The sequence below is a fragment of the Oryzibacillus soli genome (assembly GCF_051594765.1).
GTDB lineage: Bacteria > Bacillota > Bacilli > Paenibacillales > NBRC-103111 > Paenibacillus_AR.
In genome coordinates this window covers 34,309-60,706 of the sequence record NZ_JBPPGJ010000020.1, presented here as the reverse complement: position 1 = coordinate 60,706, position 26,398 = coordinate 34,309, and the positions used below count along the sequence as shown (strand labels likewise).

The 26,398-nt window shown below is 53.1% G+C and carries 21 protein-coding genes; 15 read left to right on the top strand and 6 right to left on the bottom strand.

Features of this window, described 5'->3' with window-relative positions; genetic code table 11:
- The first annotated feature begins 4 nt into the window (after positions 1-4).
- The 13 genes from ACSEXW_RS23015 to ACSEXW_RS22955 all read left to right on the top strand — a co-directional run bounded on the left by ACSEXW_RS23015 (position 5) and on the right by ACSEXW_RS22955 (position 15,231).
- Positions 5-1,384: a lipopolysaccharide biosynthesis protein gene (locus ACSEXW_RS23015; RefSeq protein WP_438448535.1), complete on the top strand. Its 1,380-nt coding sequence runs from the start codon at positions 5-7 to the stop codon at positions 1,382-1,384.
- Complete coding sequence (locus ACSEXW_RS23010) at positions 1,350-2,333, top strand: polysaccharide pyruvyl transferase family protein (protein ID WP_438448534.1); 984 nt, start codon at positions 1,350-1,352, stop codon at positions 2,331-2,333. The genes ACSEXW_RS23015 and ACSEXW_RS23010 overlap by 35 nt, the downstream gene beginning before the upstream one ends.
- Before the next feature lie 81 nt (positions 2,334-2,414).
- On the top strand, positions 2,415-3,170 hold the full coding sequence (locus tag ACSEXW_RS23005) for a sugar phosphate nucleotidyltransferase (protein ID WP_438448533.1): 756 nt from the start codon (positions 2,415-2,417) through the stop codon (positions 3,168-3,170).
- Between the two features lie 13 nt (positions 3,171-3,183).
- On the top strand, positions 3,184-3,732 hold the full coding sequence (gene rfbC / locus ACSEXW_RS23000; RefSeq protein ID WP_438448532.1) for a dTDP-4-dehydrorhamnose 3,5-epimerase: 549 nt from the start codon (positions 3,184-3,186) through the stop codon (positions 3,730-3,732).
- A gap of 14 nt (positions 3,733-3,746) precedes the next feature.
- Entirely contained in the window at positions 3,747-4,766 is a 1,020-nt protein-coding gene (gene rfbB / locus ACSEXW_RS22995; protein ID WP_438448531.1) for a dTDP-glucose 4,6-dehydratase, read from the top strand.
- The gene (rfbD, locus tag ACSEXW_RS22990; RefSeq protein WP_438448530.1) at positions 4,759-5,625 is read left to right on the top strand and encodes a dTDP-4-dehydrorhamnose reductase; all 867 of its coding nucleotides are present in this window, start codon (positions 4,759-4,761) and stop codon (positions 5,623-5,625) included. The genes rfbB and rfbD overlap by 8 nt, the downstream gene beginning before the upstream one ends.
- Positions 5,626-5,644: 19 nt before the next feature.
- Positions 5,645-7,021 carry a sugar phosphate nucleotidyltransferase gene (locus tag ACSEXW_RS22985; protein ID WP_438448529.1) on the top strand — a complete coding sequence of 459 codons (1,377 nt, stop codon included), beginning with the start codon at positions 5,645-5,647 and terminating at the stop codon, positions 7,019-7,021.
- 32 nt (positions 7,022-7,053) lie between these two features.
- Positions 7,054-8,103 carry a hypothetical protein gene (locus ACSEXW_RS22980; RefSeq protein WP_438448528.1) on the top strand — a complete coding sequence of 350 codons (1,050 nt, stop codon included), beginning with the start codon at positions 7,054-7,056 and terminating at the stop codon, positions 8,101-8,103.
- 121 nt (positions 8,104-8,224) lie between these two features.
- Positions 8,225-8,701 carry a VanZ family protein gene (locus ACSEXW_RS22975; protein WP_438448527.1) on the top strand — a complete coding sequence of 159 codons (477 nt, stop codon included), beginning with the start codon at positions 8,225-8,227 and terminating at the stop codon, positions 8,699-8,701.
- A gap of 81 nt (positions 8,702-8,782) precedes the next feature.
- Positions 8,783-10,813: an S-layer homology domain-containing protein gene (locus tag ACSEXW_RS22970; protein ID WP_438448526.1), complete on the top strand. Its 2,031-nt coding sequence runs from the start codon at positions 8,783-8,785 to the stop codon at positions 10,811-10,813.
- Between the two features lie 345 nt (positions 10,814-11,158).
- Entirely contained in the window at positions 11,159-12,151 is a 993-nt protein-coding gene (locus ACSEXW_RS22965) for a copper amine oxidase N-terminal domain-containing protein (RefSeq protein WP_438448525.1), read from the top strand.
- Between the two features lie 865 nt (positions 12,152-13,016).
- Entirely contained in the window at positions 13,017-13,787 is a 771-nt protein-coding gene (locus ACSEXW_RS22960) for a metallophosphoesterase (protein WP_438448524.1), read from the top strand.
- 118 nt (positions 13,788-13,905) lie between these two features.
- Complete coding sequence (locus ACSEXW_RS22955; RefSeq protein WP_438448523.1) at positions 13,906-15,231, top strand: radical SAM protein; 1,326 nt, start codon at positions 13,906-13,908, stop codon at positions 15,229-15,231.
- 182 nt (positions 15,232-15,413) lie between these two features.
- Here the strand turns inward: ACSEXW_RS22955 and ACSEXW_RS22950 are convergent, their stop codons facing one another.
- Positions 15,414-16,727, bottom strand: a complete 1,314-nt coding sequence (locus ACSEXW_RS22950; RefSeq protein ID WP_438448522.1) for an MFS transporter — start codon at positions 16,725-16,727, stop codon at positions 15,414-15,416.
- A gap of 194 nt (positions 16,728-16,921) precedes the next feature.
- Here ACSEXW_RS22950 and ACSEXW_RS22945 point away from each other — a divergent pair, with 194 nt between their 5' ends.
- On the top strand, positions 16,922-17,728 hold the full coding sequence (locus ACSEXW_RS22945) for an endonuclease/exonuclease/phosphatase family protein (protein ID WP_438448521.1): 807 nt from the start codon (positions 16,922-16,924) through the stop codon (positions 17,726-17,728).
- A gap of 19 nt (positions 17,729-17,747) precedes the next feature.
- Here ACSEXW_RS22945 and ACSEXW_RS22940 read toward each other — a convergent pair whose 3' ends face one another.
- The 3 genes from ACSEXW_RS22940 to ACSEXW_RS22930 form a co-directional block, all read right to left on the bottom strand.
- Positions 17,748-18,473 carry a 3D domain-containing protein gene (locus ACSEXW_RS22940; protein WP_438448520.1) on the bottom strand — a complete coding sequence of 242 codons (726 nt, stop codon included), beginning with the start codon at positions 18,471-18,473 and terminating at the stop codon, positions 17,748-17,750.
- Positions 18,474-18,652: 179 nt separating this feature from the next.
- Positions 18,653-18,832: a hypothetical protein gene (locus ACSEXW_RS22935; RefSeq protein WP_438448519.1), complete on the bottom strand. Its 180-nt coding sequence runs from the start codon at positions 18,830-18,832 to the stop codon at positions 18,653-18,655.
- A gap of 432 nt (positions 18,833-19,264) precedes the next feature.
- Entirely contained in the window at positions 19,265-19,882 is a 618-nt protein-coding gene (locus ACSEXW_RS22930) for a TetR/AcrR family transcriptional regulator (protein WP_438448518.1), read from the bottom strand.
- Between the two features lie 107 nt (positions 19,883-19,989).
- Here ACSEXW_RS22930 and ACSEXW_RS22925 point away from each other — a divergent pair, with 107 nt between their 5' ends.
- Entirely contained in the window at positions 19,990-22,263 is a 2,274-nt protein-coding gene (locus tag ACSEXW_RS22925) for an MMPL family transporter (RefSeq protein ID WP_438448517.1), read from the top strand.
- Positions 22,264-22,274: 11 nt separating this feature from the next.
- On the opposite strand, the gene ACSEXW_RS22920 is transcribed toward ACSEXW_RS22925, so the two are convergent.
- Both ACSEXW_RS22920 and ACSEXW_RS22915 read right to left on the bottom strand, forming a co-directional pair.
- A complete protein-coding gene (locus tag ACSEXW_RS22920; RefSeq protein ID WP_438448516.1) occupies positions 22,275-23,225 on the bottom strand; it encodes an alpha/beta hydrolase in 951 nt (316 codons plus the stop codon).
- Positions 23,226-23,363: 138 nt separating this feature from the next.
- The gene (locus tag ACSEXW_RS22915; RefSeq protein WP_438448515.1) at positions 23,364-26,372 is read right to left on the bottom strand and encodes an efflux RND transporter permease subunit; all 3,009 of its coding nucleotides are present in this window, start codon (positions 26,370-26,372) and stop codon (positions 23,364-23,366) included.
- Between the last annotated feature and the right edge of the window lie 26 nt (positions 26,373-26,398).

Sequence of the window (26,398 nt, the reverse complement as noted above, 5' to 3'; positions counted from 1 at the left end):
ACCTATGATAAAACAAATAAAGGATTTCTTCGGAAATAAGGGGATTGTAGCAACCATCCTCTTAACCAGCTTTACCAATGTATCCGTCCTTTTGTTGACCACACTCATCTCGATCCTAACAGCCCGGATGCTAGGTGTTGAAGGACGCGGAGAATTATCAGCCATATTGTTTTGGCCAACCTTCTTGGCAGGTCTCATTGGTTTAGGGCTGCCGACCTCTCTGATCTATCATGTGAAGAGAGAAGGACAAACTGCACAGTATTTCCGTTATGCTGCGGGAACACTTCTTCCATTGGGAGTATTAGCTGGAGTGATTGCATGGTTCTTCCTTCCCGTATGGTTAGATAAGTACTCGGATACGGTGATCAGCCTGGCACGGGTATATACCATCCTAATGATTCCCATGATTCTATTATTAAGTCTTCTGGGGGCTCTCGCCAAAAGTACGGAGAACTTCCAAGTCAATAATGGAATTGTGGTTCTGGTCCCGCTGCTGAATTCGATCGGGCTGGTTATGCTTTGGCAATTCGATGCCGTACATTTATCCGTCATCATTGTCGTGTATTTGCTTTCCCAGCTAGCGATAGCCAGTTTTGGCATTATCAGATTGAAAAATTTCCTCGCGCGAAATGTACACCAAATGAAAGATCGCATAACGAAAAAACCTTATTTCTCCTATGGCATGAAGGTTTACGGGATGGATCTTATTGGTACATTGTATAACCAGGCCGACAAAATTATTATCGTCTCGCTGTTAACTCCGAGAGACTTCGGGCTTTACTCGGTTGTGTATGCTTTATCCCGAATTTTTAATACCGTTCAATTGGCCATTACGGATGTCTTATTTCCTAAGGTTACGGGCCTGAAGCCGGAAGTCATCATCAAGACCGTGGCGAGAGCATTTCGAATATCTTTGGTGATCATGTCTCTTGTGTTGATTCCAAGTTTATTTATCGGGAAGCTCATGTTGGGCTGGTTGTTCGGACATGAGTTCTTGGAAGCATCCTCGACCTTTTATCTCTTGTCCATTGAGTGCGTGCTTGGAGGAAGCTCATGGATACTGGCATCTTCTTTCAATAGTATAGGCCGGCCAGAGTTGGTGCTGATCCGCCAGATTATCGCCATATTGATTAACGTGACGTTGTTCTTCGTATTTGTTCCACTTTACGGCTTGAACGGTATTGCACTTGCATTGCTATCCGGTTCCATCGTTCGTCTCATCATTACCTTGGTTCAGATGCCATATGTTTTCAAGGTCACGTTAAGGAGCATCTTGTACGATAAGGAAGATCTGATGTATTTCAAAAAAATCATCAGCACTATTACGGTAAAGGTTAGAGGTGCCAAACATGAAGACTTCAAAAGAAGTTCATCCCATGGATGAGTTAAAGGAGAAGCTGAAGGATATTCTGAAGCTTATTCCGCCAGGCTCCAAGGTATATTATATCGATTACCCCATGCATGCCAACGGTGGAGACCTGTTAATCATGAAGGGAACCGAGAAGTTTTTTCATGACTACAACATTAAGGTAACGGCAAGGTACAGTGTTCTCGACTTCCCGGAGAAATTGAATATCCCCGAGGATCAACTGATCGTTCTCCACGGCGGGGGGAATTTCGGAGACTTGTACCCTTACCACCAGAAGCTGAGAGAAAGAATCGTCGCCGCTTATCCTAACCATCGGATCGTTATCATGCCCCAAACCATCTATTTCAGCAGTGATGAGGAATTCGAGAAGAGCGCACGTATTCTTAACCGGCACAAGGATCTGCATCTCATGGTCCGGGATCACTATTCCTACGAGCTGGCGAAGGAAAAATTAACTTGCAGCATCTACTTGTCGCCGGATATGGCTCATCAGCTATGGCCGCTGGCACCCGTCAAAGCTGCCCACAAGAAGACCTTATTCTTCCTGCGGAACGATCTGGAGGCGGGCACAAGCCAGAATACGAACCTGCTTCAAAGTGCGGAAGACTGTAAGGATTGGGGAACCTTGTTCAATACGTATGAGATCCTCTTAGTTAGAATAATTGCTAAATTACATGTTCTAAAGAAGCATGGCTTAGGAATTATTCCAACTAAAGCAATATGGTATGGTTTTTCCGATTACTTGTTGCAAAAAACCCTGGGTCTATTCTCTTCCTATGAGACCATTCAGACTTCCAGGCTGCACGGCCATATCTTGTCCTGTCTGTTGGATAAACCCAATGTCATTATCGATAATTCCTACGGAAAAAATTCGAATTACTTCAAGACATGGACTTATCGCTGCACGGTATCACAAACGCAAGAGCAGGAATCCAGAAGCATGGGAATCGCCCAAAATGCATAGAAGCTTCCTTTAATCCACATCGAAAGAGCGATGTGGATTTTGTATTTTACAAAAAAAATGAACTTGAGGAGATGGATGAGAATGAAAGGTATTATCTTAGCCGGTGGAACAGGATCCAGATTGTATCCCTTGACAAAGGTGACGAATAAGCATCTTCTGCCCGTCGGGCAGTATCCGATGATTTATCACGCCATTTATAAGCTGAAAGAAGCAGATATTGACGATATCCTCATTGTAACCGGCCGTGACCATATGGGCGACGTCGTGAACCTTCTAGGCAGCGGGATTGATTTCGGCGTTACCTTTACCTATAAGGTACAGGATCAGGCAGGCGGTATCGCCCAGGCTCTCGGTCTGGCAGAGAATTTTGTTGGTAATGACAGCATGGTCGTCATCCTGGGGGACAATGTATTCTCGGACAATATCGGCTTGTACGTCAACCGCTTCCGCAGAGACGGCGAAGGTGCCAAGATTCTCATTAAGGAAGTTCAGGATCCGGAACGTTACGGGGTTGCAGAATTGAACGGCAACCGAATCGTATCCATCGAAGAGAAGCCGAAAGCTCCGAAAAGCAATTTTGCGGTGACTGGCATTTACATGTACGATTCCAGAGTGTTCGACATTATCAAAACCCTGCGGCCGTCGGGTCGTGGAGAAATGGAAATAACGGATGTGAACAATGCCTATATGGAACAAGGAAAGCTGACCTATGACATTATGGAAGGCTGGTGGACCGATGCCGGTACCCACCAATCTTGGGCGTTGGCGAACGAGTTGATTCGCGATTTCACCTTTGATCTGAGCTTCGGCAGAGAAGTTGCTGCGGCGAGAAAATAGGGAGCTCATTCAAATGATCATTACAAAAACCAAACTTGACGGCGTACTGATTCTGGAAAGCAATATTTACGGCGATCACCGGGGGTTCTTTACGGAAAGTTACAATAAACGCACCTTTGCAGAGAACGGCTTGGACTACGAGTTTGTTCAAGACAACCATTCGCTTTCGGTTGAAACAGGCACTTTGCGAGGCTTGCATTACCAGTTGCCGCCAAAAGCTCAAACCAAACTGGTTCGTGTCATTGCTGGCGCCATCTATGATGTCGCGGTCGATATTCGAAGAAGCTCGCCCACGTTCGGCCAATGGGTCGGAGTGATCCTGACAGAGCATAACAAAAAGCAGCTTCTGATCCCCAAAGGCTTTGCCCATGGGTTCTGCACCATAGTTCCAAACACACAGGTTATGTACAAAGTGGATGAGTATTATTCTCCCGATCATGACCGTGGCATCATCTGGAACGATGCTGATCTTGGGATTGACTGGCCGGAAACAAAAAATCCGATTCTATCCGGAAAAGATGGTCTACTTCCGGCATTCTGTAATGCCCAACTATTCGACTAAATAGGAGTGGAACTATGAACATACTGGTAACCGGCGGTGCAGGCTTTATCGGCAGCAACTTCGTCCGATACATGCTGAGCAAATATCCCAACTACAAAATCGTTAATCTCGATAAACTTACGTATGCAGGGAACCTCGAGAATCTTCAGGATGTGGAAGACAACCCCAATTACACCTTTGTCCATGGCGACATTGGGAACAAGGAACTTGTGCAGTACATCACTCAGACCTATGGGATTTCCGTATTTATCAATTTTGCGGCCGAGTCTCACGTGGATCGGAGCATTAACGAGCCGGATCTTTTTCTGAAGACGAATGTCCTGGGGACACAGGCTCTCTTGGATGTAGCGAGAACGTGCAAAATTGATAAGTATGTGCAAATATCGACTGACGAAGTATACGGCTCTCTTGGAGAAACGGGGTATTTCACGGAAGAGACCCCCCTGGCTCCGAACAGCCCGTACTCTGCGAGCAAAGCAGCTGCCGATATGATGGTGCAGGCTTATCATGAAACCTTCGGCCTGAACGTGAATATCACCCGTTGCTCCAATAATTATGGGCCTTATCATTTCCCGGAGAAATTGATCCCCTTGATGATTACGAATGTGATGGAGCATAAGCCGCTGCCGGTGTATGGCGATGGCTTGAATGTACGGGACTGGCTCCATGTCATGGACCATGCGTCGGCTATAGATTTAGTGCTGCACAAGGGCAGAAACGGTGAAGTATACAATATCGGCGGACACAATGAGCGTAAAAATATCGAGATCGTCGAGTTGATTCTGGAGCACCTGCACGCAGGAAAAGATCTAATCCGTTATGTTACGGACCGACTTGGCCATGACAGACGCTATGCGATTGATCCGTCGAAGCTGGTCGCGGAATTAGGATGGAAGCCGAAGTATACCTTCGATACGGGGATTAAGGAAACCATCGAATGGTATAAGCTTAACCAAGAGTGGTGGAAGCGGGTAAAATCCGGCCAATATATGGATTATTATGTAAAGCATTATGGGGAAAAAGTCTATGTCTAAGAGGGTCTTGGTCACAGGGGCGAACGGTCAGCTGGGTTGTGACGTGGTCCGCATACTTCGTGAAAAGGGGTATCGGGTCTATGCATACGACCGTAATACGTTGGATATTGCCGACATGAACCAAGTATCAAACGTCTTCCATACCGTAATCCCGGATATCGTCATCCATGCTGCGGCATATACCAAGGTGGACCAGGCAGAATCCGATTGCTCAACCGCATTTCTTGTAAATGGATATGGGACGAGAAATGTGGCGGTCTGTGCTGAAGAAATCCGGGCAAAGCTGGTTTACATCAGCACGGACTATGTATTCAACGGGGACGGAAAATTGCCTTACGATGAGTTTATGCCCACGGATCCAATTAATGTTTACGGCAAATCCAAGTTGGCAGGGGAAACTTTCGTGCAGAACCTGCACTCCAGCTATTTCATTCTCCGTACGTCTTGGGTGTTTGGCTCTCACGGAGCAAACTTCGTAAAGACCATGCTTCAGCTCGCTAAGGAGAGGGAAAGCCTGTCGATCGTGCAGGATCAAGTGGGGTGTCCGACTTATACGGTTGATTTAGTCGAAGCAATATTGGCGATCATGGAGACCAACCGGTACGGAATCTACCATGTTTCCAATTCCGGCTCATGCTCGTGGTATGAGTTTGCAGAGGAAATCTTCCGGAATGCGGGGACAGCCGTCAAGGTGGTTCCGGTAACTTCTGAGGCTTTCCCTCGGCCGGCAAAGCGGCCTACCTACTCCGTATTTGACCACATGTCGCTTGAGGCCAACGGGTTCGGGAAGCTTCCGCATTGGAAGGATGCCCTAAGCCGCTTTATGCAAGAGTTAAAAGCTGTTGCAAAGAATGGATAGACGACTGGAGGCGTAGGACATGAGATTAGTGCTATTATCCGGCGGCTCCGGGAAAAGGCTGTGGCCCTTATCCAACGATTCCAGGTCCAAGCAATTTCTTAAGGTTCTTCAGGATGAAGATCAGCAGATGGTATCGATGGTGCAACGAGTGTGGGGTCAATTGGAAAGAAGCCGGTTAAGTGAATGCAGCTATATTGCATCAGGAAAAGCTCAAATCGAAATGCTGCAAAGCCAACTGGGCCAAGACGTTCCGCTCATCATCGAACCGGAACGCAGGGATACTTTTCCGGCTATCATGCTTGCAGCAGCTTATCTGTATTCGGTAATAGGGGTAAGTCTGGAGGAAACCGTGACCATTCTTCCGGTGGATCCTTATGTTGAGGCGCACTTTTTCGATACCATCAAGCAATTAGAAGAGGTCATCTCGATATCGAATGCAAACCTGGCTCTGATCGGCGTAGAACCGACGTTCCCTTCAAGCAAATATGGTTATATCATTCCGAACACAAGGGAAGAGACTGGCGCTGGGTATCATCAGGTAAGTCATTTTCGGGAAAAGCCAGCCGAAGGGGAAGCAATGGAGCTCATCCGGCAGGGTGCATTGTGGAATTGCGGGGTATTCGCATTCAAGCTAGGCTATCTGATCGATATCCTAGCAAATAAGGGCTTGCCTATTCAATACGAGGAGTTATCCAGGCAATACGACATCCTTCCGAAGATCAGCTTCGATTACGAAGTTGTGGAGAAGGCTGCACATATTGTGGTCGTGCCTTATAAAGGTTATTGGAAGGATTTGGGTACGTGGAACACGCTGACGGAGGAGATGAGTACCCAGCAGATAGGCAGAGGTATCATTAGCGAAGACTGTGTCAACACCCATATGATTAACGAAACCAGCATCCCGGTGACGATCGTGGGTTTATCCAATGTCGTAGTAGCCGTTAGCCCCGATGGGATACTGGTAACAGATAAGAGTGCAAGCCCTAGGATCAAGGATTATATTCATTATAACCAAGGGCCGATGTATGAGGAGAGCAATAGCGGCTGGTCCCGTATTCTGGACGATCAAGTATATGAGGACGGACGGTGTGTGTTAACCAAGCGGATTGGCATTCACCGCAATAAGAATTTGAGCTACAGGATGCATGCCGGCCGCGAAGAGGTTTGGACGATTGTAAAGGGCGAAGGGGAATTTGTGCAAAACGGTAATTTTATGAAGGTTCGTGCAGGGAACGTCCTTCATATCCCCATGAAGACCTTGCATGGTATTAGGGCCTCCTCGGATATGGAGATTATCATCGTGCAGAGCGGCGATGGGCAAGAGGATATCCAGACGGTAGAGCTGTTTACCAGTTGGGAAGAAATAGCGAAGCACTGCTTGAAGGCAGTGATGTAGACAAACAAAATATAGCGATGAGTTGATTTCATATGCAATCGAAAGAAGCCATGAATAGCCGAACTAAAAGGATTTGGGCGAGATGGATCCTGACGGTCATCGCTGCAGGATTACTCGTTGTTCTCTCCTTCGTTGGGTATTTGTATTATCAAATTTCATCCATTCAATTAGAGGACATCGAACAGCGAGTGGAGCAACAGGGGAACGCGGTTCAGGACGGAGGACAGGCAACGTCGTTGCCGCTCATTCTTGAGAAGACCGTGGAAGTTGCCAACGGTTTCTCCAGTAAACCTATTGATTCCCAGGATGCTCTAGATGTCGCGGCCATATTATTAAAATCCGGGTTGTCGCCCAAAGACGTCTATTTCCTCATGGGGAAATCCACAGAGAAGCTCTCGAATAAAGAGAAGCTCGAGATTCGAAACAAGCTCCTGGCCAAGCTTTCACCGGAGGAAATCAAAGCGCTTCGATCGATTACCAGCGATTACGGGAAAACCTTGGTCATACTCGATAAAGATTACCCGATTGAGCTCGTAGGCGTATACGATGAGACGGAACGGGCGCGGATTATGAAAGACCTTGAGGCGCGTAAGCAACCATTGCAGCCGACCGTCGCCGCCATGCCTACGCCTGCAGCTTCTTCCGCACCGGCACCGGAGGTAAAGAAGTCCGAGGATCCTATGACCCCAACAAAGGCGGCTGATCCCTCTGCTGGGCCAGGGAGTCTGCAGTTAGAGGAGAAGTACAGCGGCTTGTTAGGAAAATTACAAAACTCCTGTTCTGCTCAGGCGAACCGACTTGTTTCGGAAATTGCAGCCACGCTCAAGAGCAACAAGGAGAATGGCAAGGAGCTGAAGCTGTCGGAGCTGGAGAGCATATACATGCAGAAGGTCATGCAGGCGGAGAAAGGATGTGATACGGAATTCGCTAAGTTGACCAATCAAGCTGAGCAGGAATATTCCCAAGCAGGGTATCCCGCGGATGCTCTGGAGAAGTGGAAGGCAGCCTACGAACAGGCGAAGGAGTCGGCGAGAAACCAAGCGATTCTGACGTTAACGGCTGCAGTTTCCGGTGGCGGTTGATGGGGCCCCCCAACAACCACTGCGGGGAGGTAATCAGATGAACCAAGAGGAGAAGCAGCGCCACGAGCTTAGAAGCAGGCGTATGAGACACGGATCCAATCCTTATCTTAAGAGGGTGCGCATGGGTTTTCTAATCTTGTCCATTCTCTGGTTGGGAGTGATCTTCCTGTTCTCCTCTCAGCCATATCAGAAGCAGACGATCATCCCCTTCCTGCAGAAGCACGTTTCCGAGTCCAAGCTGGAGAGCAAGCTTCCGGATGTTACGATCCGTTATCATGATTCCACGGTTAATTCTCAGAAGCGCCCCTATCAATTCCTGGAGTTCCTGTTCCGTAAGAGTGCACATGTAACCATATACGCGGTATATGGTTTTTTATTGTTTAATTCGATGGTTCGGATCCGGGAGCATGGGCTGGTCAAGGGATATATCGTGCTATGCTTGCTTCTGTTGACAGCGTGCTTCGATGAATGGAATCAAACCCGCATCCAACAGAGAACAGGGATCGTGCAGGATTTGGGCTTTGACTTCACCGGCGGATTAATTGGAATCTGTTTTGCAGCATGGTGGGAGAGATTTTTTAAGAGAAGAATAAGTTAAGAAATGGTAAAATTCGATTCATTTTGATACAATACGTATCGATGAATATAAACTACTGAGAACTTAGAGGTGAATTAAAAAATGAAGAAGAAAGCAATAGCTGTTGCATTGGTTGCTAGCATGACTGTACCGGCGACGTTGCCTGCAGTAGGAATTCCGCTGGTGGATTCACATCTGGCAGGCGGTAAGGCATCGGCAGCGGGACTGCCAAACGAAGTGCTGCAAAAACGATTGCAAAACCTACACAAGATTCTGGCGCAAACCCAGAACTTGGACCTTGCTGAGAAATTCCGCAATTATTTCAAGGGACTGAACACAGAAGCTAACCTGAACTTGGCTACAAACCAGGAACTGGTATCCGCTCTCTGGACGAAGATCAATGCCAAGAAGGGCAATCAGCCTGGCTACGAGCTGATCACACAGAAGAACATTCTGCGGCTCTTCCTGGAATTCGCAGTAACCTATGATCCGCAAGGTAAATCCATCAACGATGTGATCACGGATCCCGAGCTGAAGCCGATTATGGATCAATTGCTCAAGCTTAGCGGCTTGCCGGGAGGATTGAATGATTTTACCCTTAATGACTTTAATCTCTTCCTGAATGCGGTATCCCCTGAGTTGAAAACCAAACTTAAAAGCCAAAATGGTTTGAATAATGCCGCGTTACTGAATTTGGCCACTTCCTTCTCCACCGAGTACGGCCGCCTGGTCTATACGGGTGACGCAGCCGTTACAAATCTGAAGGTGTCCAAAGTGCTGAGCGGTCTTAATCTGACAGCTGCGGACTGGTCCGATGTTGTCAGTAAGGCAATTCTCCGTGTGCTGGGTCCTGTCGATAACGGCGGCGGCAACGGCGGCAACGGTGGCAACGGTGGCGGCGGCGGCGGTGGCGGTGGTGGCACCGGCAATAACGGTGGTACGGTAACCAATCCGGATGGCACCAAGACCGCAACATATGATCTGACCGACGCTCAAATTGCAGAGATGCTGAAGAATGTTAAGGACCAAACCATCGTGTTGGATCTGTCTGGACAAACTGCGGATCATGTACGGACATTAATCCCGGCGAAGCTGTGGCCGGAAGCTGAGAAGCTGTCCGTCCAATACTTAAACGTGAAATTCCCGAACGGTGTTTCATACCTGCTGCCTTTCGATGGAATTGATGTGAATAAGATTGCAGCTTCTCTCAATGTGGACCTTAAGGACCTGAAGTTCGAAGTCCAATGGAAGAAGCTCAACGCAAGCCAGGCAGCCGAATTCAAGAATAAGGCGACTGCAGCTGGACTAACGGTCACCGGGGAGGTGTACGAATTCAGCTTGGTAGCCGTAACTCCGAAGGGAAATACGGAGATCAAATCGTTCAGCGGAAATTATTCGTTCCGAAGCATTACACTGGATTCCGAAGTGAACCCGAACGAAGCATCCGTGCTAACTCTCGATGCGAAGGGCAACCTGCAATTCGTACCGGCTACCTTCACGAAGAGCGGCGGGAAAACAACGGTAACCTTCCGCCGCGGCGGGAACAGCGTATACGGCATCGTAAAAGCGAACAAAACCTTTGCTGACATCTCAGGCCACTGGGCTGAGTCGGATGTGAAGCTGCTTGCATCGAAACTGCTGGTTCAGGGCGTGACTGATACGCGGTTTGAACCTGAAGCGACGGTCAAACGGTCCGAGTTCGCAACGCTTCTCGTCCGTGCGCTCGGTCTGGTGGAGGAAGAAGGCGTGTCCACAAGCTTCAGCGATATACCAGCTAGCTACTGGGCGGCCGGGTCAATCCGTGCCGCAGTGCAGAGCGGCCTGATCAAGGGCTTTGAGGACGGAACATTCCGTCCGGAGAGTCCGATCACCCGCGAGGAAATGGCGGTTATGATCTCGAGAGCGCTGAAGCAAGCGGGTAAGGTTCCGCAAGCTAATAGCTCGGTGCTGCAGTACTTCAAGGACTATACCTCGATTTCCAAGTGGTCCGAAGACGCCATGGCGCAGGTCGTGAAGGCCGGCATTTTCCAAGGTGTGGGGGACCAACAGATGGATCCGGAGCAAACGGCAACCCGTGCACAGGCCGCTGCGGTGTTCAAGAGACTTCTGGTTTACGCTGAATTTATTAATTAATGGGTTCATGGGACTACCTTCGGCTATGCCGGGGGTAGTCCTTCTTTTATATGGAGGCTGTGTAGAGAAGTCTGTTTAGCCGTAAGCGGCATGTGGGGGTCGGGGGATGAACTACCTTGGAGAATGGAAAATATTATAGAAAATGGTCCATCACTTATAACGGTAAGCCGTATTTGCAATTATACGGAAAGAAGAACGCCCATGATCTTCTCTTTCGATTAAATAAATACTTTGTAGGTCTGGATGTTCAACCATATGTGGAAGAGTTGGAGATCCCCCGAAGAGGTAAAATTCGAACAAGAATGGAAACGGGCGCAACGATAGAAGAGAGCGGTGAGAGTCAACATGAAAGAGGTTAAGAGAATAGTAACAGTCTTCTTGGCTGGACTGATCTTGGCCGGCGGTATTGCCGGGGGAGCTCAAGCGGAGCAAGCTAAAGTAGATATTCAAGTGACTTATGCGAATATTAAGTTTGTGGTGGATGGGAAGGCAATGAAGCCTCCAGCCGGACAAGAAGGGTTCTTGTACAAGAACAGTACATACGTTCCCTTGCGATTTCTTGCTTACTCCTTAGGTAAAGCCGTATCCTGGGATGAGGCCACCTATACCGTAACTTTATCCGATCCTGATAAGGCGCAGGTGGAGGCCATTGTTTCCTATAGGGAAGAACGCGTGCTTGGGGCCAAGATTGCTCCCACACCGGCCGAGGTAATCTACAAGCCGGAAGAGCTCGGCGTCTATTTCGATGAAGTGAAGTATGTATTCGACGGGAAGGCAATGCTCCCCCCACAAGATCTTCCGGGGCTCATTTACCACGATACTCTTTATGTCCCCTTAAGGTTTATCTCTGAGGCATTAGGCAAGAAGGTTGGATGGGAACCGAATTCCTTTACCATATCCCTCGAAGGAACACCATTGTCGAAGCCGGCGGAGACTGTAAAGTCGGATGAAAAGGTGAAGTCGGAGGTTCTGCCGCCTAAAGGGAATACGGGCAGTTCGACAGGAGGTGGAGGGGGAGGCCCTACAACACCGGCTAAGCCATCGAAGGATGAACTGGTGCTAGTCACAGCAGCGGAACTATATGGGCTGCAAGCCCAGGTTAAGGAGCAATTCGCGGGATTGAAGACCAGGTATCAATCTGCTACAGCTGAGCAGAAGGAGTCGATAAAAAGGGAAGCAAATACACTGCTGGCTCAAACGGATGGAAAAGTCGATACCATTCTCCGCTCACTGGAGAGCAAATTGTCGGCCAACGGTTATGACACTGCGGTTGTAAATGAAATTAAACAGAAGTATGAAGAAATAAAGGCGGAAGAAAAAGCGAAGTTGACGAATTGACCGCGTGGAGGAAGCGAGGGGGAATTCATATGATGCGGGGCTATCGCCGGGGAGGATGGGGATGTATACCCATCTTGCTCGTGCTGGCTGCCTTCATAGTTGGATTCCTCTTCTGCTTCCAAGTTATCTATCGAATCTTGCTATATTGGGACTATACGGACTACTTGCCTCATACCCGTAACAAATGGGGATTTATAAGCTATATTGCACGAGATGCTGTTAAGGCTTCCCTTGGTGTAATGGTGGGGGCAAGTTTATGCACATTCCTCATTTATCGATATAATAATAAAGAGTAGTTAAGAAATCTTACAAAATACTTGTACTAAATTTATATATTGCTGACATTTTTCTACACCTTTTCAACCTGAGTCAGAGGTATACTAGTTCTAGTCAAACAGAGCCCGGTCATCATAACTAGTATAATTTTTTGTTCTAAGGAGGAAAGAATCCATGGCTGGCAGTAGTGAAGGCAAGGTGGAATTGGATATACGCCTCATAATGGCAGAGCTAGGACTCGATGGGGACCGTTTCATAAATGAGCTCCAAGCTGTCTCTCCAATGCAACAGGATCGCAGCAGTTCGACTCTCCCCAATAATGGCTCCCGTAGTTACCGTCTCAGACCAGCTTGGAATTTGTGTTAGGAATTCAGTGCGACTTGGTGAGCTTCGTTACCCTTCCTCTATTTCGTAACTCCCCATGATATTCATTTTCCACTAATAGTCAGCAGTCAGCTTTTCCAATAGACCCTCAAGCTATGTCGTTTAGGACGGTATAGCTTGAGGGTTTATTGTTTTTTGTGCGAGTTTCTTCTTTCTCTCCCGATTGTGGTATCCTATTTTTATCATGTTCGGGGGAGGGCTAGCGTTGTTTCTGGAATGTATCGCAATAGCTGCAACGGCTGCGAGCGGATATGGGCTGTTCGTGCTTCCAACCCAGTGGTTGAAGGTAGAGCATGTCATAATGTCGATAGGCTTGAAGCATAGAATCGTCCAAATTAGCGACCTTCACGTAGAGAGGCTCCGGGTAAGCCCCGAGCGGTTAGCGCGTATTGTCCGGCAGGAGGGTCCCGATAGTATTATGCTTACAGGGGATTTTACGAGAAAGCTTCGTTATTTGCCTAGACTGGAGCCTTATCTCAAGACGATCATGTCTATAGGAGTGCCGGTATATGCCGTTCCCGGAAACCACGATTATAAAATGAAGAGCGGTGTAGAACGGTTGTTTCGAATGCTGAAGCAGTATGGCATCACCGTATTGCGTAACGAATCGATTGAGGCGGATGGTTTCCGTTTGGTGGGAATCGATAATTTCGGAACAGGACATAGCCGAATTCAAGATTCGTTCAAAAAGATAGAGGCGAGGAACAAGACCATAGTCATCACCCACGACCCTAATGTAGTCCCCCATATCAAACAATCCTACGATTACTTAATGTCCGGCCACTTACACGGCAAACAATTCAATCTTCCCTTTCTCTTTAAGATCAAGAAGAAGGGGGATCTTCCCACACGCGGGATCTATAAAGGACTTCATAAAGCGCCCGAGGGTTGGTTCTACATCTCCAAGGGAATTGGTCAAGCGGGCATTAACGCCCGGCTGTTCGTACGAAGTGAAATCACCGTACATGACTTATAAATCGTGATATGGATTCGTATTCGTGATCTCCATCACTGCCAACCCTAACTATCTTAGGTAAGTTAGTTGAATGTGTATGGGCATGGGCCCATGGACGGGATAGGGAGGGACTTGAACCATGTTGGAGAAACAAATGGTACCGTCAAGATTCAATGCGTTGACGGAGGCCGATGATGGCGGCGTCATCCTGTATAACAGCTATACGGGGGCCATCGTGACGTTTTCGGCGGAGGAGCGCGCGAATGTAACGGCGGTGCTGGAGGGCCGGATGGATGGACTGGAGGCCCTGGCGGAGCAGATGCTGGAGATGGGCTTCATCATCGGGGTCCACGTGAACGAGGAGCGGCGGCTGGAGCTGCTGAACCAAAGCATCGGACGGACCGATTATCTTCACCTGGCCATCCTGCCGACGGAGCAGTGCAACTTCCGCTGCTTCTACTGCTTCGAGGATCATGCTCGGGGCAAGATGGGGGACGAGACGGTCCAAGGCATCAAGAATTACGTGCGGCAGCAGGCGCCGTCCCTTCGTCAATTGACGGTCAGCTGGTTCGGCGGTGAACCCTTTGCTGCGGCGGACGTCATCGGTGAGCTGTCGGCGTTCTTTATCGAGATCTGTGCGCAGTATAACATAGAGTACAAAGCGGAGGCGCTGACGAACGGCTATTTCCTGAAGCCGGAACTGTTCGAGAAGGCCATCGGCTGGAGGATCAGCCACTTCATGATCACCGTCGACGGGCCGAAGGACATTCATGATACCAGACGGGTGCAGCTGGGCGGCGGCGGAAGCTATGACCGGATCCTGGAGAATCTGAGAAGCATGAGAGCGACCCAGCATGCCTTCGAGGTATCGCTGCGCTCCAATTTCGATTACGACACCCTGCCGCATATGGAGGAGCTGATCGACATCCTGGCGGAGGAATTCGCAGGAGACCGCCGCTTCCAGGTGTTCATCCGTCCCCTGGGCTGCTTGGGCGGCGCCAATGATCATATGCTCAAGATCGTAGCGGACGAAGAGAAGAACAACAAGATCTGGGAGCTGAACCGCCAAGCGATGAATAAAGGGCTTCCGTTGAGCGGCCTGGTGGAGACCTCGCTGATGCCTCTGGGCTCCATGTGCTACTGCGTGAAGCCGAATTCCTTCGTCATCGGCTCCCAGGGCACCATTCACAAGTGCTCCGTTGCGTTGAACCTGGATTCGAACCAGGTAGGCCAGGTGCTGCCGGACGGAACCTTCCGGATGGATTATGACAAGCTGGCACTGTGGACCACGGAGGGCAAGAGCGTGGCCGCGGAATGCGGCGAATGCTTCTTCCAGCCGTCCTGCAACGGCAACCATTGCAAGCTGTTCCGCATGCTGAACGACAATGCCCGTCCCTGCTCCTTCGAGAAGCTGGAGATCGGCCAAGCGCTGCGGGCGGTTGTTCAGAACGCAACCCTGGAATAGGAGGTGAACCCCATGAAAGTGATCCGTGCCGGTCTTTCCCCGGCCCAAGCCGCTTCCACCGGTAAGCTGAGCAAGTCCAACCCGGGCGGCCTGAGCCAGTAATACATGTCGTGTATCCGATGTAACGACAAAACGGGTGGAGAAGGGATAATCCCTGTCTCCACCCGTTTTTTTTGTGCTGCTTAAGCGGTGGCTTTTGCTTCCAAGGTAAAGTTGCGGATCTCGGCGCCTTTGCGCTCGTAGTAGTACCAGTTCAAGGCGAAGCAGACTACATAGAAGCCGATGAAGTAGTACAGCGCGTTGACCGGCGTGCCGAAGGTCTTGGTGGACCATCCGAACAGCTTCGGGATGAAGTAGGAGCCGTAGGCGGCGAAGGCAGCGGTCATGCCCAGCACGGACGCGGCTTTGTTCGCCGGGAAGATGTGCGGGATCATTTGGAAGGTAGAGCCGGATCCGATACCCGCGGCGACGAAGAGCAGCAGGAAGGAAGGCAGGAACCCTCCGAAGGCATGCTGGTTGATGAAGTAGATGGCGGACGATGCGCCGATGCTCATGGTGATGAACACGATAGTCGTCACACGGGCTCCGCCGAACTTGTCGCCGAGCCATCCGCCAACGGGACGGGCAGCAGCCGCCAGGAAGGCGCCCCAGAAAGCCAAGGAGACATGCTCAGGGAACTGGGATTTCAGAAGCAGCGGGAAGGCTGCGGAATAGCCGATGAAGGAGCCGAAGGTGCCGACATAGAGAACGGTCATGATCCAGTTGTGCTTCAGCTTGAAGACCGAGAACTGCTGCGCGATCGGCTGCTTGACGGCCGGCAGGTTATCCATGCCGAAGAATGCAGCCACAGCCAGAAGCAGAATCGGGATGACCCAGATGAAGGCGGCATTTTGCAGGAACACTTCCTTGCCGTTCTTCATCAGCTGGCCGTCTCCGAAGAATGGAATCAGCGCCGCGGAGGTAATGATCAGAGGAGTTACGTACTGTACGACAGATACCCCCATGTTGCCCAGACCGCCGTTGATGCCGAGAGCCGTGCCCTTCTCCTTCTTCGGGAAGAAGAAGCTGATGTTGGAGGAGGAGGAGCAGAAGTTGCCGCCTCCCAGGCCGCACAGACCGGCCAGAAGAAGCATCACGGAAAAGGAGGTGTCGGGATTCTGGACGGCGAAGCCGATGCCGATGGACGGAATCAAGAGAACCAGAGTGGAGATGACGGTCCAGTTCCGGCCGCCGAAGATGCCGACCGCGAAGGTATACACGAAGCGGAGTGTGGCTCCCACGAGACCGGGCAGAGCCGCCAGGGTGAAGAGCTGATCCTGTGAGAAGCTGAATCCGATGTCATTGAGTTTAACGGCGACGACGGACCAGATCTGCCATACGATAAAGGCGATCATCAGGTTAGGTGTGGAAATCGCCAGGTTTCTCCGGGCATGCCGGCGGCCTTCCGTTTGCCAGAACTGTTGGTCCTCAGGTTTCCAAGTCGTAATGCGTGCCATGGGTTTTTCCCCTCCATTTATCGCGTTTCATGGTACAAATAGTAGCAGAGGGGCGCAGTTGAATTTGTGAAAGCAATCACATCTTTTGTGTCGGATGTGTGACTGCGCTTACATTTTGTTTTCACATTGCGACTGCAACGGGGAACCTTCATAATGGAACCATAGGGTTTGGGCGGAGAAAGGCGGGACCATTGTTGAACATTACCGCAATGAGCTTCAACTTAAGGATTTCCCGATGGCTGGATCTTCATCAATCTTGGCCGTTCCGGAAGGGCAGAGCCGCGGAAGCCATCCTGGCGCAATCGCCTTGGATTGTCGGAACCCAGGAGGCTGACCTCTCCATGCTGAAGGACCTGGATCCCCTTCTGAAGGGCTACGAGCGGATCGGCGAGGGCCGGAGGGGCGGCGTGCATGGGGAGCACAATGCGATTTATTACAGCACCAAGAGGCTCCGCTTAACGGAGCATGGACAATTCTGGATGTCGGAGACGCCCGGGGAGCCGGGCTCGAAGGGCTGGGACGCCCGGTTTCCGCGCATCTGCACATGGGGGCGCTTTCAGCTTCGCAAGGAATCGGGAGAGCTGCTTATGTACAACACCCACCTGGACCATGTGGGGGAAAAAGCGCGCATCAACAGCGTCCAGTTGATCTGGCAAACCATTCAAGAGCATCAGTCACGCTTCGGGCCGACGCCCTTCCTGCTCAGCGGAGACTTCAATGCGACGCCGGCTCATCCGGCCATCCGGTTTCTGTCGGGAGAGCTGGAGCTCGAAGGCCGGCAGGCGGAGCTGGCCAATGCCTTCGCGGATCCGGCTCATGCAGGCCGCACATTCCATGGGTTCCTGGGCGGCAAGTCCGGGGAGCCCATCGATTATTTGTTCGGCGGCGGCGGGCTCCAGCCGCTGCATGGAGACGTAATCCGCTCCAAGTTCGGAGGACGGTACCCCTCGGACCACTATCCGGTGACCGCCATATTCCGGTTCAAGCCGGCCGTCCGGTAAGCCGCAATACTGCCGCAGCTTAAGCTTCCGTCAGCACGAAGACCTTGACGTTGCGCTTCACCCCGAAGGTCTGGGCCTGCTCCAGGTCGTTCATATACACGTCGATCTTGGCGCCCTTGATGGCGGAGCCGGTATCCTCCGCGCGGCGGATGCCGATCCCTTCGATGTACACGGTGGAGCCCAAGGGGATGATGCTGGGGTCTACCGCCACGGTGCGGCCCTCTTCAGCCTTGACGCCGCTGTACGTAATGCCGTAGGCCGGATGGGACGGTGTCTTGCCGGTGGACTCCTTCCCGGAGGTGTACGCGGTCAGGGTGGAAGACAGTACCTTCTTGATCACAGGTTCCTTGCCGGCAAGCTTGGGCACGTCGGCGGGTACGGAAGGGATCATCAGCTTTTGGCCGATCTGGAGGGAGCCGGGGTTGGCGATATCGTTGTAGGCCTGCAGGGCGGTGAGCGGAATGTTGAAGTCCCGGGCGATCTTATAGAGCGTATCGCCGGAATTGATGATATAGGTCAGTGCCGATGGAGCTTCAGGCTCCGGTGCGGCTTCGGCCGGCTCCTCCGGAGCGGGCTCGGCCTGCTCAGGCTCCGTATAGGGGGTATAATAAGGGTAGGAGTAGCGTGGAGAGGATTCTCCATCATCGCTGGCCGCCGGATAGGCGAATACGGATGCCGCCGGTTGAAGCAGGATACAGAGAATGGCGAACATAACGGCTATGGCACGGGTTCGGATCGTTAACATGACTTGTCCTCCTCTATGAATCTATAAATGGTTGATAGTACTAGAATGACCCCAATTTGGAAAATCTATACCTGCCGTTCTGGGTGAAAAATAAAACCCCTCCGAACCGGCGCAGCCGGTATGGAAGGGGTTTAGCGAAAGAACACACCAAAAAAAGGCCGCGGATGCGGCCTTTTTGATTATGTGCGTGGGCCTGCTTTGGTATCGGGAGGAGGAGAAACCTCGCGCTGGAGGTTCCTTCGGCAAATCTCCTTGTACAGCATGATTAAAAAAATAAACTCGTAATCTTCCGGATCTGAACGGACGGTCCGGTAGCTTTCTAATAAGGTTTGGGTTTCCAGCTTCATGATCGGGTCCATCTGAATCCATGCTCCTAACAGGGTATGACTGATATGTAAATCATAGTAAAATTTTACCAGAGTCATTAACCGTGTCAATAGAAATTAGCTGAAAGTATCTTCATTGCGGCTGTCGAGTCATTACAATAATATAATGATACAAAATGTATCATACGACGGTGTTTTTGTGGTACAATAGTCCCAACATCAGATCCAAGGTGGGAGGGACTGCAAATTGGCGATATTGGGAAGAAGAAGGAGAAGGCGCTTCGTGAGGGAGTTCTGGTCCACATGGCTTCCGCTGTCCTTGATCGTGCTGGTTCTTGCCTTGATTCTGACGGCTTCCAAGTTCGTGGGGTAGGTCTCAAGACTATGACGCGCCATGAGCACGAAGCAAGAAGAGAAGCAAGAAGCCTCCGTTGCCCGCGAATGCGGGTGGGAGGCTTCTTGCTTCTACTCCTGGGCGGCTCCGTCCATGAAGAGAGAGACGATATGCCGGGCGGCTTCCTCCGGACTCCCGTAGGCGTCCATCACGGGCTTCCGGTTGCCCAGCATCAGTAGGGCAGAGAAGGCATGGGAGAGGAAAATAGGGGATAAGGCTCTGAGTTCTCCGCCGGAGGCAGCCGCGCGGAAGGCATCCGCCATCACGCTGTGGATCGCCTGCTCTGTGGACCGGATCTGCTCGAGCTGCTCCGCGGACAGGTGGGCTCCCGCCTCCTTCATCATGGTGGGGAAGTCGGCCCGATTGACGGAGAGATGGCCGGTAGCGATGCGGACCAGCCTGTCACGGAAGGGGACGGGTTCCTCCAGCAGGCGGAGGGTGACCTCCTTGGCATTCCGCAGCACGTAGACGACCGCCTCGGTGAAGAGCCGTGACTTGTTGGTGAAGTAATAATATACGGTGGCTTTGGTGACCTGGCAGGCCTCGGCGATCAGCTCCAGGGAAACCTGCTCGTATCCCCGTTCCATGAACAGTCCTGCTGCCGTCTGAAGCAGCCGGCTCTCGGTCTGCGGATCGGCTCCGGTGGACTTGGGCGGCCTTCCTGGGGTCCGCTTCAATTTTCGTTCCATAGAAAATCGTTCTCCTCTTGATTAATTAACCTTCCGGTATATATAATTAAGATTGTAATTATTATAAACCAATTCGCTCTCCATTAGCTAGGAGGAGGATCACCATCATGACATCATCCCTTAACCCCCATCGAGAAAGCCGGTTTGCCCGCTGGGTAGCCGGTCCGCGAACCAAATGGATCACCATCGCCGTCTGGCTCGTGCTGGCAGGCCTGCTGAGCGCTCTTCTGCCTTCGGCGTCCAGCCAAGAGAACAACAACGCCGCCAATCTAGACGAATCCTATGCATCCGTTCAAGGTGAGCTGGTAGCGGCCCGGGAGTTCCCGAACGAAGCGGGGATTCCGGGACTGGTCGTTCTGAAGCACACAGGCGGTCTGTCTGACGCCGAGCTTGGCAAGGTGCAGAGTCTCGTCAAGAGTCTGGACGAAAAGCCGCTGCCCCACCAGGAATCGGTGGTGCCGTTCCACAAGCTGCCTCCGGAGGTGCTGAAGTCCCGGCTCTCCAAGGACGGAGCCGCCTTGGTGCTGCCCGTATTCTTCGAGAAGTCGGCGGATACGGATGCCCTGAAGGAAAGCATCACAGCCTTGAAGGAACGCGCAGCCTCCGTGTTCGGATACGACCCGTTCCAGGAGGGAGCGGACGGCAAGGATCGCTTGTCCGCCCGGATGACCGGACCGGCGGGAATCCAGGTGGACGCCGTGAACCTGTTCAAGAACGCCGATGTTTCCCTTCTGCTCGGCACCGTGCTGCTGGTTCTGGTCTTCCTGCTCCTGATCTACCGGTCGCCGATTCTGGCGCTGATCCCGCTGATCGCCGTGGGCTTCGCATACGCCACCGTGAATCCGCTGATCGGCTGGATGGCCCGGGAAGGCTGGATCACAGTCGATTCCCAAGCCTTATCCATTATGACCGTACTGCTGTTCGGTGCGGGAACGGACTACTGCCTCTTCCTGGTCTCCCGGTTCCGGCAGCTGCTGCGGAGCGATCGGGATAAGGCGCGGGCGTTGTACCAATCGCTGACCGACACCACCGGCGCCATTGCCATGAGCGGCTTTACGGTCGTGATGGCTCTCCTGGCTCTCTTGCTGGCGGAATTCGGAGCCTATGACCGGTTCGCCATTCCCTTCAGCCTGTCGATCTTCATCATGGGCATCGCCAGCCTGACGCTGGTTCCGGCGCTCCTGGCCGTATTCGGCCGGGCCTCCTTCTATCCGTTCATCCCGAGAACCCAAGAGATGATCGAAGAACGGGCGGCCCGCCTCGGCAAGCCGGTTCCTGTTCCGAAGCCTCCCAGGAAGCTCCGCTTCGCCTCGGGAGTGGCCGTCACCCGGAGGCCCTGGACGATTACGCTTGCAACTCTTGTGATACTTGGCAGCTTGGCGGCCTTTGCGCCCCGGATCGTGTATACCTTCGATACGCTGTCGTCTTTTCCCAAGGATATGGAGTCCAGAGAAGGCTTCCAGATCATCTCCGAGCAGTTCAATCCGGGTGAGCTGGCACCTGTCAAGCTGATGGTCGATACGAAGGGCAAACCGGCCGCGATTGCGGAGGCCTTGAAGAAGCTTCCCTTTGTGAGCAAGGTCTCGGAGCCCGTGAAGGGCAAGACCAATCCGAATCTGGTTAGCTATGACGTAGAACTGGCGATGAATCCATACTCCAACGAGGCCATGGACCGGATTCCCGACCTCCGCGGCGCGGCGGAGAAGGCTCTGGCTGATGCGGGGATCTCCGGCGCGGCAGACCTGGTGTGGATCAGCGGACAGACCATCGAACAATACGACACGCGGGAAACCGGGGACCGGGATGCCTCTGTGGTGATTCCGGTGGTCATCGTCCTGATCGCCCTGCTGCTCCTGGTGTATCTGCGTTCGATTGTGGCCATGATCTATCTGATGGGAACGGTGCTGCTGTCCTACTTCTCGGCCTTGGGCCTGGGCTGGCTTATCATCCATTACGGGATGGGAGCCGATGCGATTCAGGGCTTCATCCCGCTCTACGCCTTCGTCTTCCTGGTGGCGCTGGGCGAGGACTACAACATCTTCATGATCTCGAGCATCTGGCGCAAAAGCCGGACGATACCGCTGAAGACGGCCATCCGGGAAGGCGTGTCGGAGACCGGCTCCGTCATTACATCCGCAGGTCTCATTCTGGCGGGCACCTTCGCGGTGCTGGCGACGCTGCCGATCCAGATCCTGGTCCACTTCGGGATCATCACCGCCGTTGGGGTGCTGCTTGATACCTTCGTGGTGCGGCCTTACCTGGTGCCGTCGCTGACGGTGCTCTTCGGACGCTGGGCCTTCTGGCCGGTCCGGTATAAGGAGCCTGCCGAGGCCGTAGAAGCCGAAGCCGCGGCTTCCACACGAGGCGGGACCAAGGCGTAACGGCCCGGCCTTTACCCTTGAGCGGCTCCGGCTGCTTCCGCTTCGGCGCCGCCCAATCCGATCTCCCTTAAGAAAGCCCCGACGATACGATCGTATTCGCCGGGGTTTTTCAGGTAGGCCTCGGCATGGTTGGCTCCCGGAGCCAGGTACAGGCGCTTGAAGCCGGGCTTGACCTCATACATGGCCTTGGACATGTCCGTCGGGACATAATCGTCCTGATCGCCATGAATGAAGAGCACCGGGGTGTCAGTCGTTCTCATGGCATCGATGGAGGACACGTCGCCCAGCTTGAACCGGGCCCGCAGCCGGCATATCCAGCCGACCAGCGGAATAATGGGCAGCGCGGCTACCGCAGGGAACTCCACCTTCAGCCGGTACTCGAGCTGGTCGGCGATGGCCGAGTAGCCGCAATCGGCGATATAGAAGGCGGCCCGGTGGTCCACGCCTGCATGCTGCAGAGCGGTGGCGGCGCCCATGGATTCGCCGTGGATGCCGATGACGGCGTCTGGGCCGGTGCGGGCCAAGACCCAGTCTACGCAGGCCTTCAGGTCATACTTCTCATAATACCCGTAGGTGGTGTGCCGACCGCCGCTGGCTCCGTGCCGTCTGTGATCGTAGAGGAAGACGTGGAAGCCCCGCTTCCGGAACAGCTCCACATACTTCACGGAGGTGAGGCGGGAGCGGGTTACGCCGTGGACCAGGATCACCGTCCGGTTGGTCGGAGCCGGGGCCGGGATGAACCATCCGTGAAGCGGATAGCCGAAGGGGGAATCCAGCCGGACCTCCTCCTTCGGCAGCCCTTCGTAGTAACCGGGGTTCCAGACTCCGGTTTGCGACTCGAAGGCGATGATCCGATCCGGATCCCAAGTCCCGATCAGAAGCACCCGGTTCGAGAAATACCACAAGCCTGCCGCTACGACTGCCAACAATGCTGCCATGCCTATTCCGATACCTATCCACATTCCATATGACCTCCGTTCGAACATTCTTTCCTCCTTTTATACTAGCCTCTGATGAAGGGGGCGTGCAATCCCGTATCTTCCCCGCCAGCCCAAAAAGCCGCAGTCCCGACTGGGACTGCGGCTTTTTACTCGCCGAACTTAGGCGGCGGCCGTATTCTGACGCTGCGCTTTGCGCTGCTTCGCAGACTTGCGGAAGTACAGCAGCTCATAGATGACCGGCACGACGACCAGCGTCAGCAGCGTGGCGGCGGCCAGGCCGCCGATGACGACGATGGCCAGGCTCTGGGAGACGATGCTGCCCATTTCGGTCTTGCCGAACAGGAGGGGCAGCATGGCGCAGATCGTGGCGACGGCGGTCATCAGGATCGGACGCATCCGGGTTGTGGCGGCTTCGAGGATCGCTTCGCGGATCGGCATATGCTGCTCGTTGTGTTTCACGCGGTCGATGAGCACGATGGCGTTGGTCACGACGATGCCGACCAGCATCAGGGCGCCGAAGACGGCGGTGTAGTCTGGTGTCACGCCGCTTACGATCAGGCCCACGACGGCGCCGATGGTGGCCAGAGGCAGCGACATGATAATGGCGAACGGCGCGCGGAGCGTCTTGAAGGTCAGCACCATGATCAGGTAGACCAGGAAGATGGAGATCAGGAGGATCATATACAGGCTGGACATATCGCCTTCCTGCTCAGCGGAGGCGCCGCCGACCATAATCTTCACGCCCTCCGGCGGTGTGACGTCGCCGGCCAGCTTTTTGATCTCGCTTCCTACGACGGAGAGCTTCTCCGGTTCAGCCACGGCCGTGATGCGGATATACGTCTTGCCGTCCTTGTGGAACAGAGAGGCGGGCTCCTGGGCCTTCTCGATCTTGGCCAGCTGGCCGAGCGGAGCCGCGCCGGAGGCGGTCCCCACCATGATACTGCCGAGATCCGCCATCTTGGCCGGGTTCACCATCGGCTCCAGGACCACCGGGGATTCCTTCTGATTCAGCGTCATGGTGCCCATGGGGATGGCATTCATCATGCCCTGCAGCTGCATCGCCAGCTCTTGGGCGTTGGTGGTGGACGGATCCACCTTCACGTTGTAGACGGGCTTGGTTTCCTGCTGGTTGGTGGTCACCTTCTCCACACCGTCCACCGCCTTGATCTTCTCCAGGAGCTCGGTGGCAACAGTGGCGTTGGCCGCGGCATCGTCACCCAGAATATCCACGGTGGTGGAGGTGGAGCCTCCGCCCATGAAGTTCATGGCGCCGGCGGTCAGAGTGGCTCCGGGGAACTGGTCCTTCTGCTTGCGGACCTCTTCCATGAAGACCTCTGCATCCACCTTCGGCTTCAGCACGACGGACAGATTGACGAGGGTCGGGGAGACGACGTCGCCCCACTTGGCGGCATCGGCGCTGTTGCCGTTCTGCATGAGCACGAATTTGGTGGAGTCCGTACGGTCCATCAGATACTTCTCCAGCCTCTTGCCCTCCTCCACGACCTTCTCCACCGGCGTATCGCTCGGATAATTCAGAGCGATGGAGAGGAAAGTAGTGTCGGAGGAGTCGATAGCGCCCTTGGGCATGGCCGCGTAGGTCCCGATGGAGCCGAAGAACAGAACGGCAGCCAGGATCAGGGTGACGTACTTATGGCGCAGGTTCCAATGCAGGAAGCGGGTGAAGGCCTTGGGTCCTTCATGCTCCTTCATCCGGGTGTTCTTCAGGAGGAGGGAGCTGAGCAGCGGCACCACCGTCAGGGCGGTAATAAGAGAGGCCAGCAGCGAGTACGTGACCGTCAGGGCAAAAGGGAGCAGGAACGCCTGCAGGCCGCCCCGCAGGAGACCCATCGGCAGGAACACGGCGACGGTCGTGATCGTCGAAGAGGTAATGGCGGTGGCCACTTCTTTGGTGGCGCTGATGATCATCTCGACGGAGAACTTCTCCTTCTGCAGGCGCCGGTAAATATTCTCGATGACGACGATGGAGTCGTCGACGAGACGGCCTACGGCGACGGCCACGCCGCCCAGCGTAATGATGTTCAGCGTCACACCGGATACGCTCAAGAGGTACAGGGTGATGCCGAGGGACAGTGGGATGGAGACGATGGTGATCAGGGTCGCGCGGAAATTGCGCAGGAAGAGCAGGATGACGATGGTGGCGAACAGGGCGCCCATCAGCACCTCGCGCATCATGCTGTTGACGGACGTGACGACCATATCCGCAGAGCTGTAGAAGACGTTCAGCTCCACCTTGCCGTTCTCCTTATTCAGCCGGTCGACGGCCTTCTGAACCCCCTTGGCGACGGAGACGGCATTGGCATTGGTTTCCTTATTGACGGCGGCGAACAGCACTTCCTTGCCATTCAGACGGCTGACGCTCTCCTGGGTCTTCTTGATCTCGACGGAGGCGATGTCGGAGAGAACGACACCCTTAGCCACCGGCAGCTTCTTCAGAACATCCAGACTATCGATGGACGAGATGACTTTGACATTGCCCGTAGTGCCGTCCATATTCTTCTCGCCGATGGAGGCCGATACATTACGGCCCTGCAGAACTCCCATCAGGCTCTGCATCGGCACGCCGGAGCGGGCCAGCTTCTCCAGGTCCACCTTGACGGATACAGCCGGTGCCGCTTTGCCCATCAGTTGGACGTTGCTGACCCCATCGATGCTCTGCAGCTCGGCGATGACCGCTTTCTGCTGGGTTTCCAGCTCCTTCTCGGACAGCCCCTCCTGGAAAGCCACGGACAGCTGGGAGATCGGAATCATGCTGGTATTCAGCTGAAGCACGTACGGCTTCATCACGCCTTGGGGCAGCTGGACTGTGTTGACGGCCTCCTGAACCTCGGCTTTGGCTTCCTTCATGTTGGCATTGGAATCGAAGTTGATGTCGATCTTGGTATAGCCGTCTCCGGAGGTGGAGAACATGCTGGTCTTATCCTTCACATTCGACAATACATTCTCCAGCGGAGCGGTCACGCCGCTTTCCATGGATTTGGCGTCGAAGCCGGGTCCGATGGCGGTAATCGTCACTTGGGGATTATCCGCGGCGGGCAGGAACTCCATCGGCAGACGAAAATAGCTCAGCACCCCGATGATCAGCGACATGAAGACCAGCAGGCCGACGGCCGACTTGTTCTTGAACGACCATTTGGTTAACAAACTCATGGTTCTATCCTTCTCCTTCCGAACTC

What these genes read in the sequence shown, in the direction of transcription:
- ACSEXW_RS23015 (WP_438448535.1), top strand. Translation starts at nt 5, where the DNA reads ATGATAAAACAAATAAAGGATTTCTTCGGAAATAAGGGGATTGTAGCA.
- ACSEXW_RS23010 (WP_438448534.1), top strand. Translation starts at nt 1,350, where the DNA reads ATGAAGACTTCAAAAGAAGTTCATCCCATGGATGAGTTAAAGGAGAAG.
- ACSEXW_RS23005 (WP_438448533.1), top strand. Translation starts at nt 2,415, where the DNA reads ATGAAAGGTATTATCTTAGCCGGTGGAACAGGATCCAGATTGTATCCC.
- rfbC (WP_438448532.1), top strand. Translation starts at nt 3,184, where the DNA reads ATGATCATTACAAAAACCAAACTTGACGGCGTACTGATTCTGGAAAGC.
- rfbB (WP_438448531.1), top strand. Translation starts at nt 3,747, where the DNA reads ATGAACATACTGGTAACCGGCGGTGCAGGCTTTATCGGCAGCAACTTC.
- rfbD (WP_438448530.1), top strand. Translation starts at nt 4,759, where the DNA reads ATGTCTAAGAGGGTCTTGGTCACAGGGGCGAACGGTCAGCTGGGTTGT.
- ACSEXW_RS22985 (WP_438448529.1), top strand. Translation starts at nt 5,645, where the DNA reads ATGAGATTAGTGCTATTATCCGGCGGCTCCGGGAAAAGGCTGTGGCCC.
- ACSEXW_RS22980 (WP_438448528.1), top strand. Translation starts at nt 7,054, where the DNA reads ATGCAATCGAAAGAAGCCATGAATAGCCGAACTAAAAGGATTTGGGCG.
- ACSEXW_RS22975 (WP_438448527.1), top strand. Translation starts at nt 8,225, where the DNA reads ATGGGTTTTCTAATCTTGTCCATTCTCTGGTTGGGAGTGATCTTCCTG.
- ACSEXW_RS22970 (WP_438448526.1), top strand. Translation starts at nt 8,783, where the DNA reads ATGAAGAAGAAAGCAATAGCTGTTGCATTGGTTGCTAGCATGACTGTA.
- ACSEXW_RS22965 (WP_438448525.1), top strand. Translation starts at nt 11,159, where the DNA reads ATGAAAGAGGTTAAGAGAATAGTAACAGTCTTCTTGGCTGGACTGATC.
- ACSEXW_RS22955 (WP_438448523.1), top strand. Translation starts at nt 13,906, where the DNA reads ATGTTGGAGAAACAAATGGTACCGTCAAGATTCAATGCGTTGACGGAG.
- ACSEXW_RS22950 (WP_438448522.1), bottom strand. Translation starts at nt 16,727, where the DNA reads ATGGCACGCATTACGACTTGGAAACCTGAGGACCAACAGTTCTGGCAA.
- ACSEXW_RS22940 (WP_438448520.1), bottom strand. Translation starts at nt 18,473, where the DNA reads ATGTTAACGATCCGAACCCGTGCCATAGCCGTTATGTTCGCCATTCTC.
- ACSEXW_RS22935 (WP_438448519.1), bottom strand. Translation starts at nt 18,832, where the DNA reads ATGGACCCGATCATGAAGCTGGAAACCCAAACCTTATTAGAAAGCTAC.
- ACSEXW_RS22930 (WP_438448518.1), bottom strand. Translation starts at nt 19,882, where the DNA reads ATGGAACGAAAATTGAAGCGGACCCCAGGAAGGCCGCCCAAGTCCACC.
- ACSEXW_RS22925 (WP_438448517.1), top strand. Translation starts at nt 19,990, where the DNA reads ATGACATCATCCCTTAACCCCCATCGAGAAAGCCGGTTTGCCCGCTGG.
- ACSEXW_RS22920 (WP_438448516.1), bottom strand. Translation starts at nt 23,225, where the DNA reads ATGTGGATAGGTATCGGAATAGGCATGGCAGCATTGTTGGCAGTCGTA.
- ACSEXW_RS22915 (WP_438448515.1), bottom strand. Translation starts at nt 26,372, where the DNA reads ATGAGTTTGTTAACCAAATGGTCGTTCAAGAACAAGTCGGCCGTCGGC.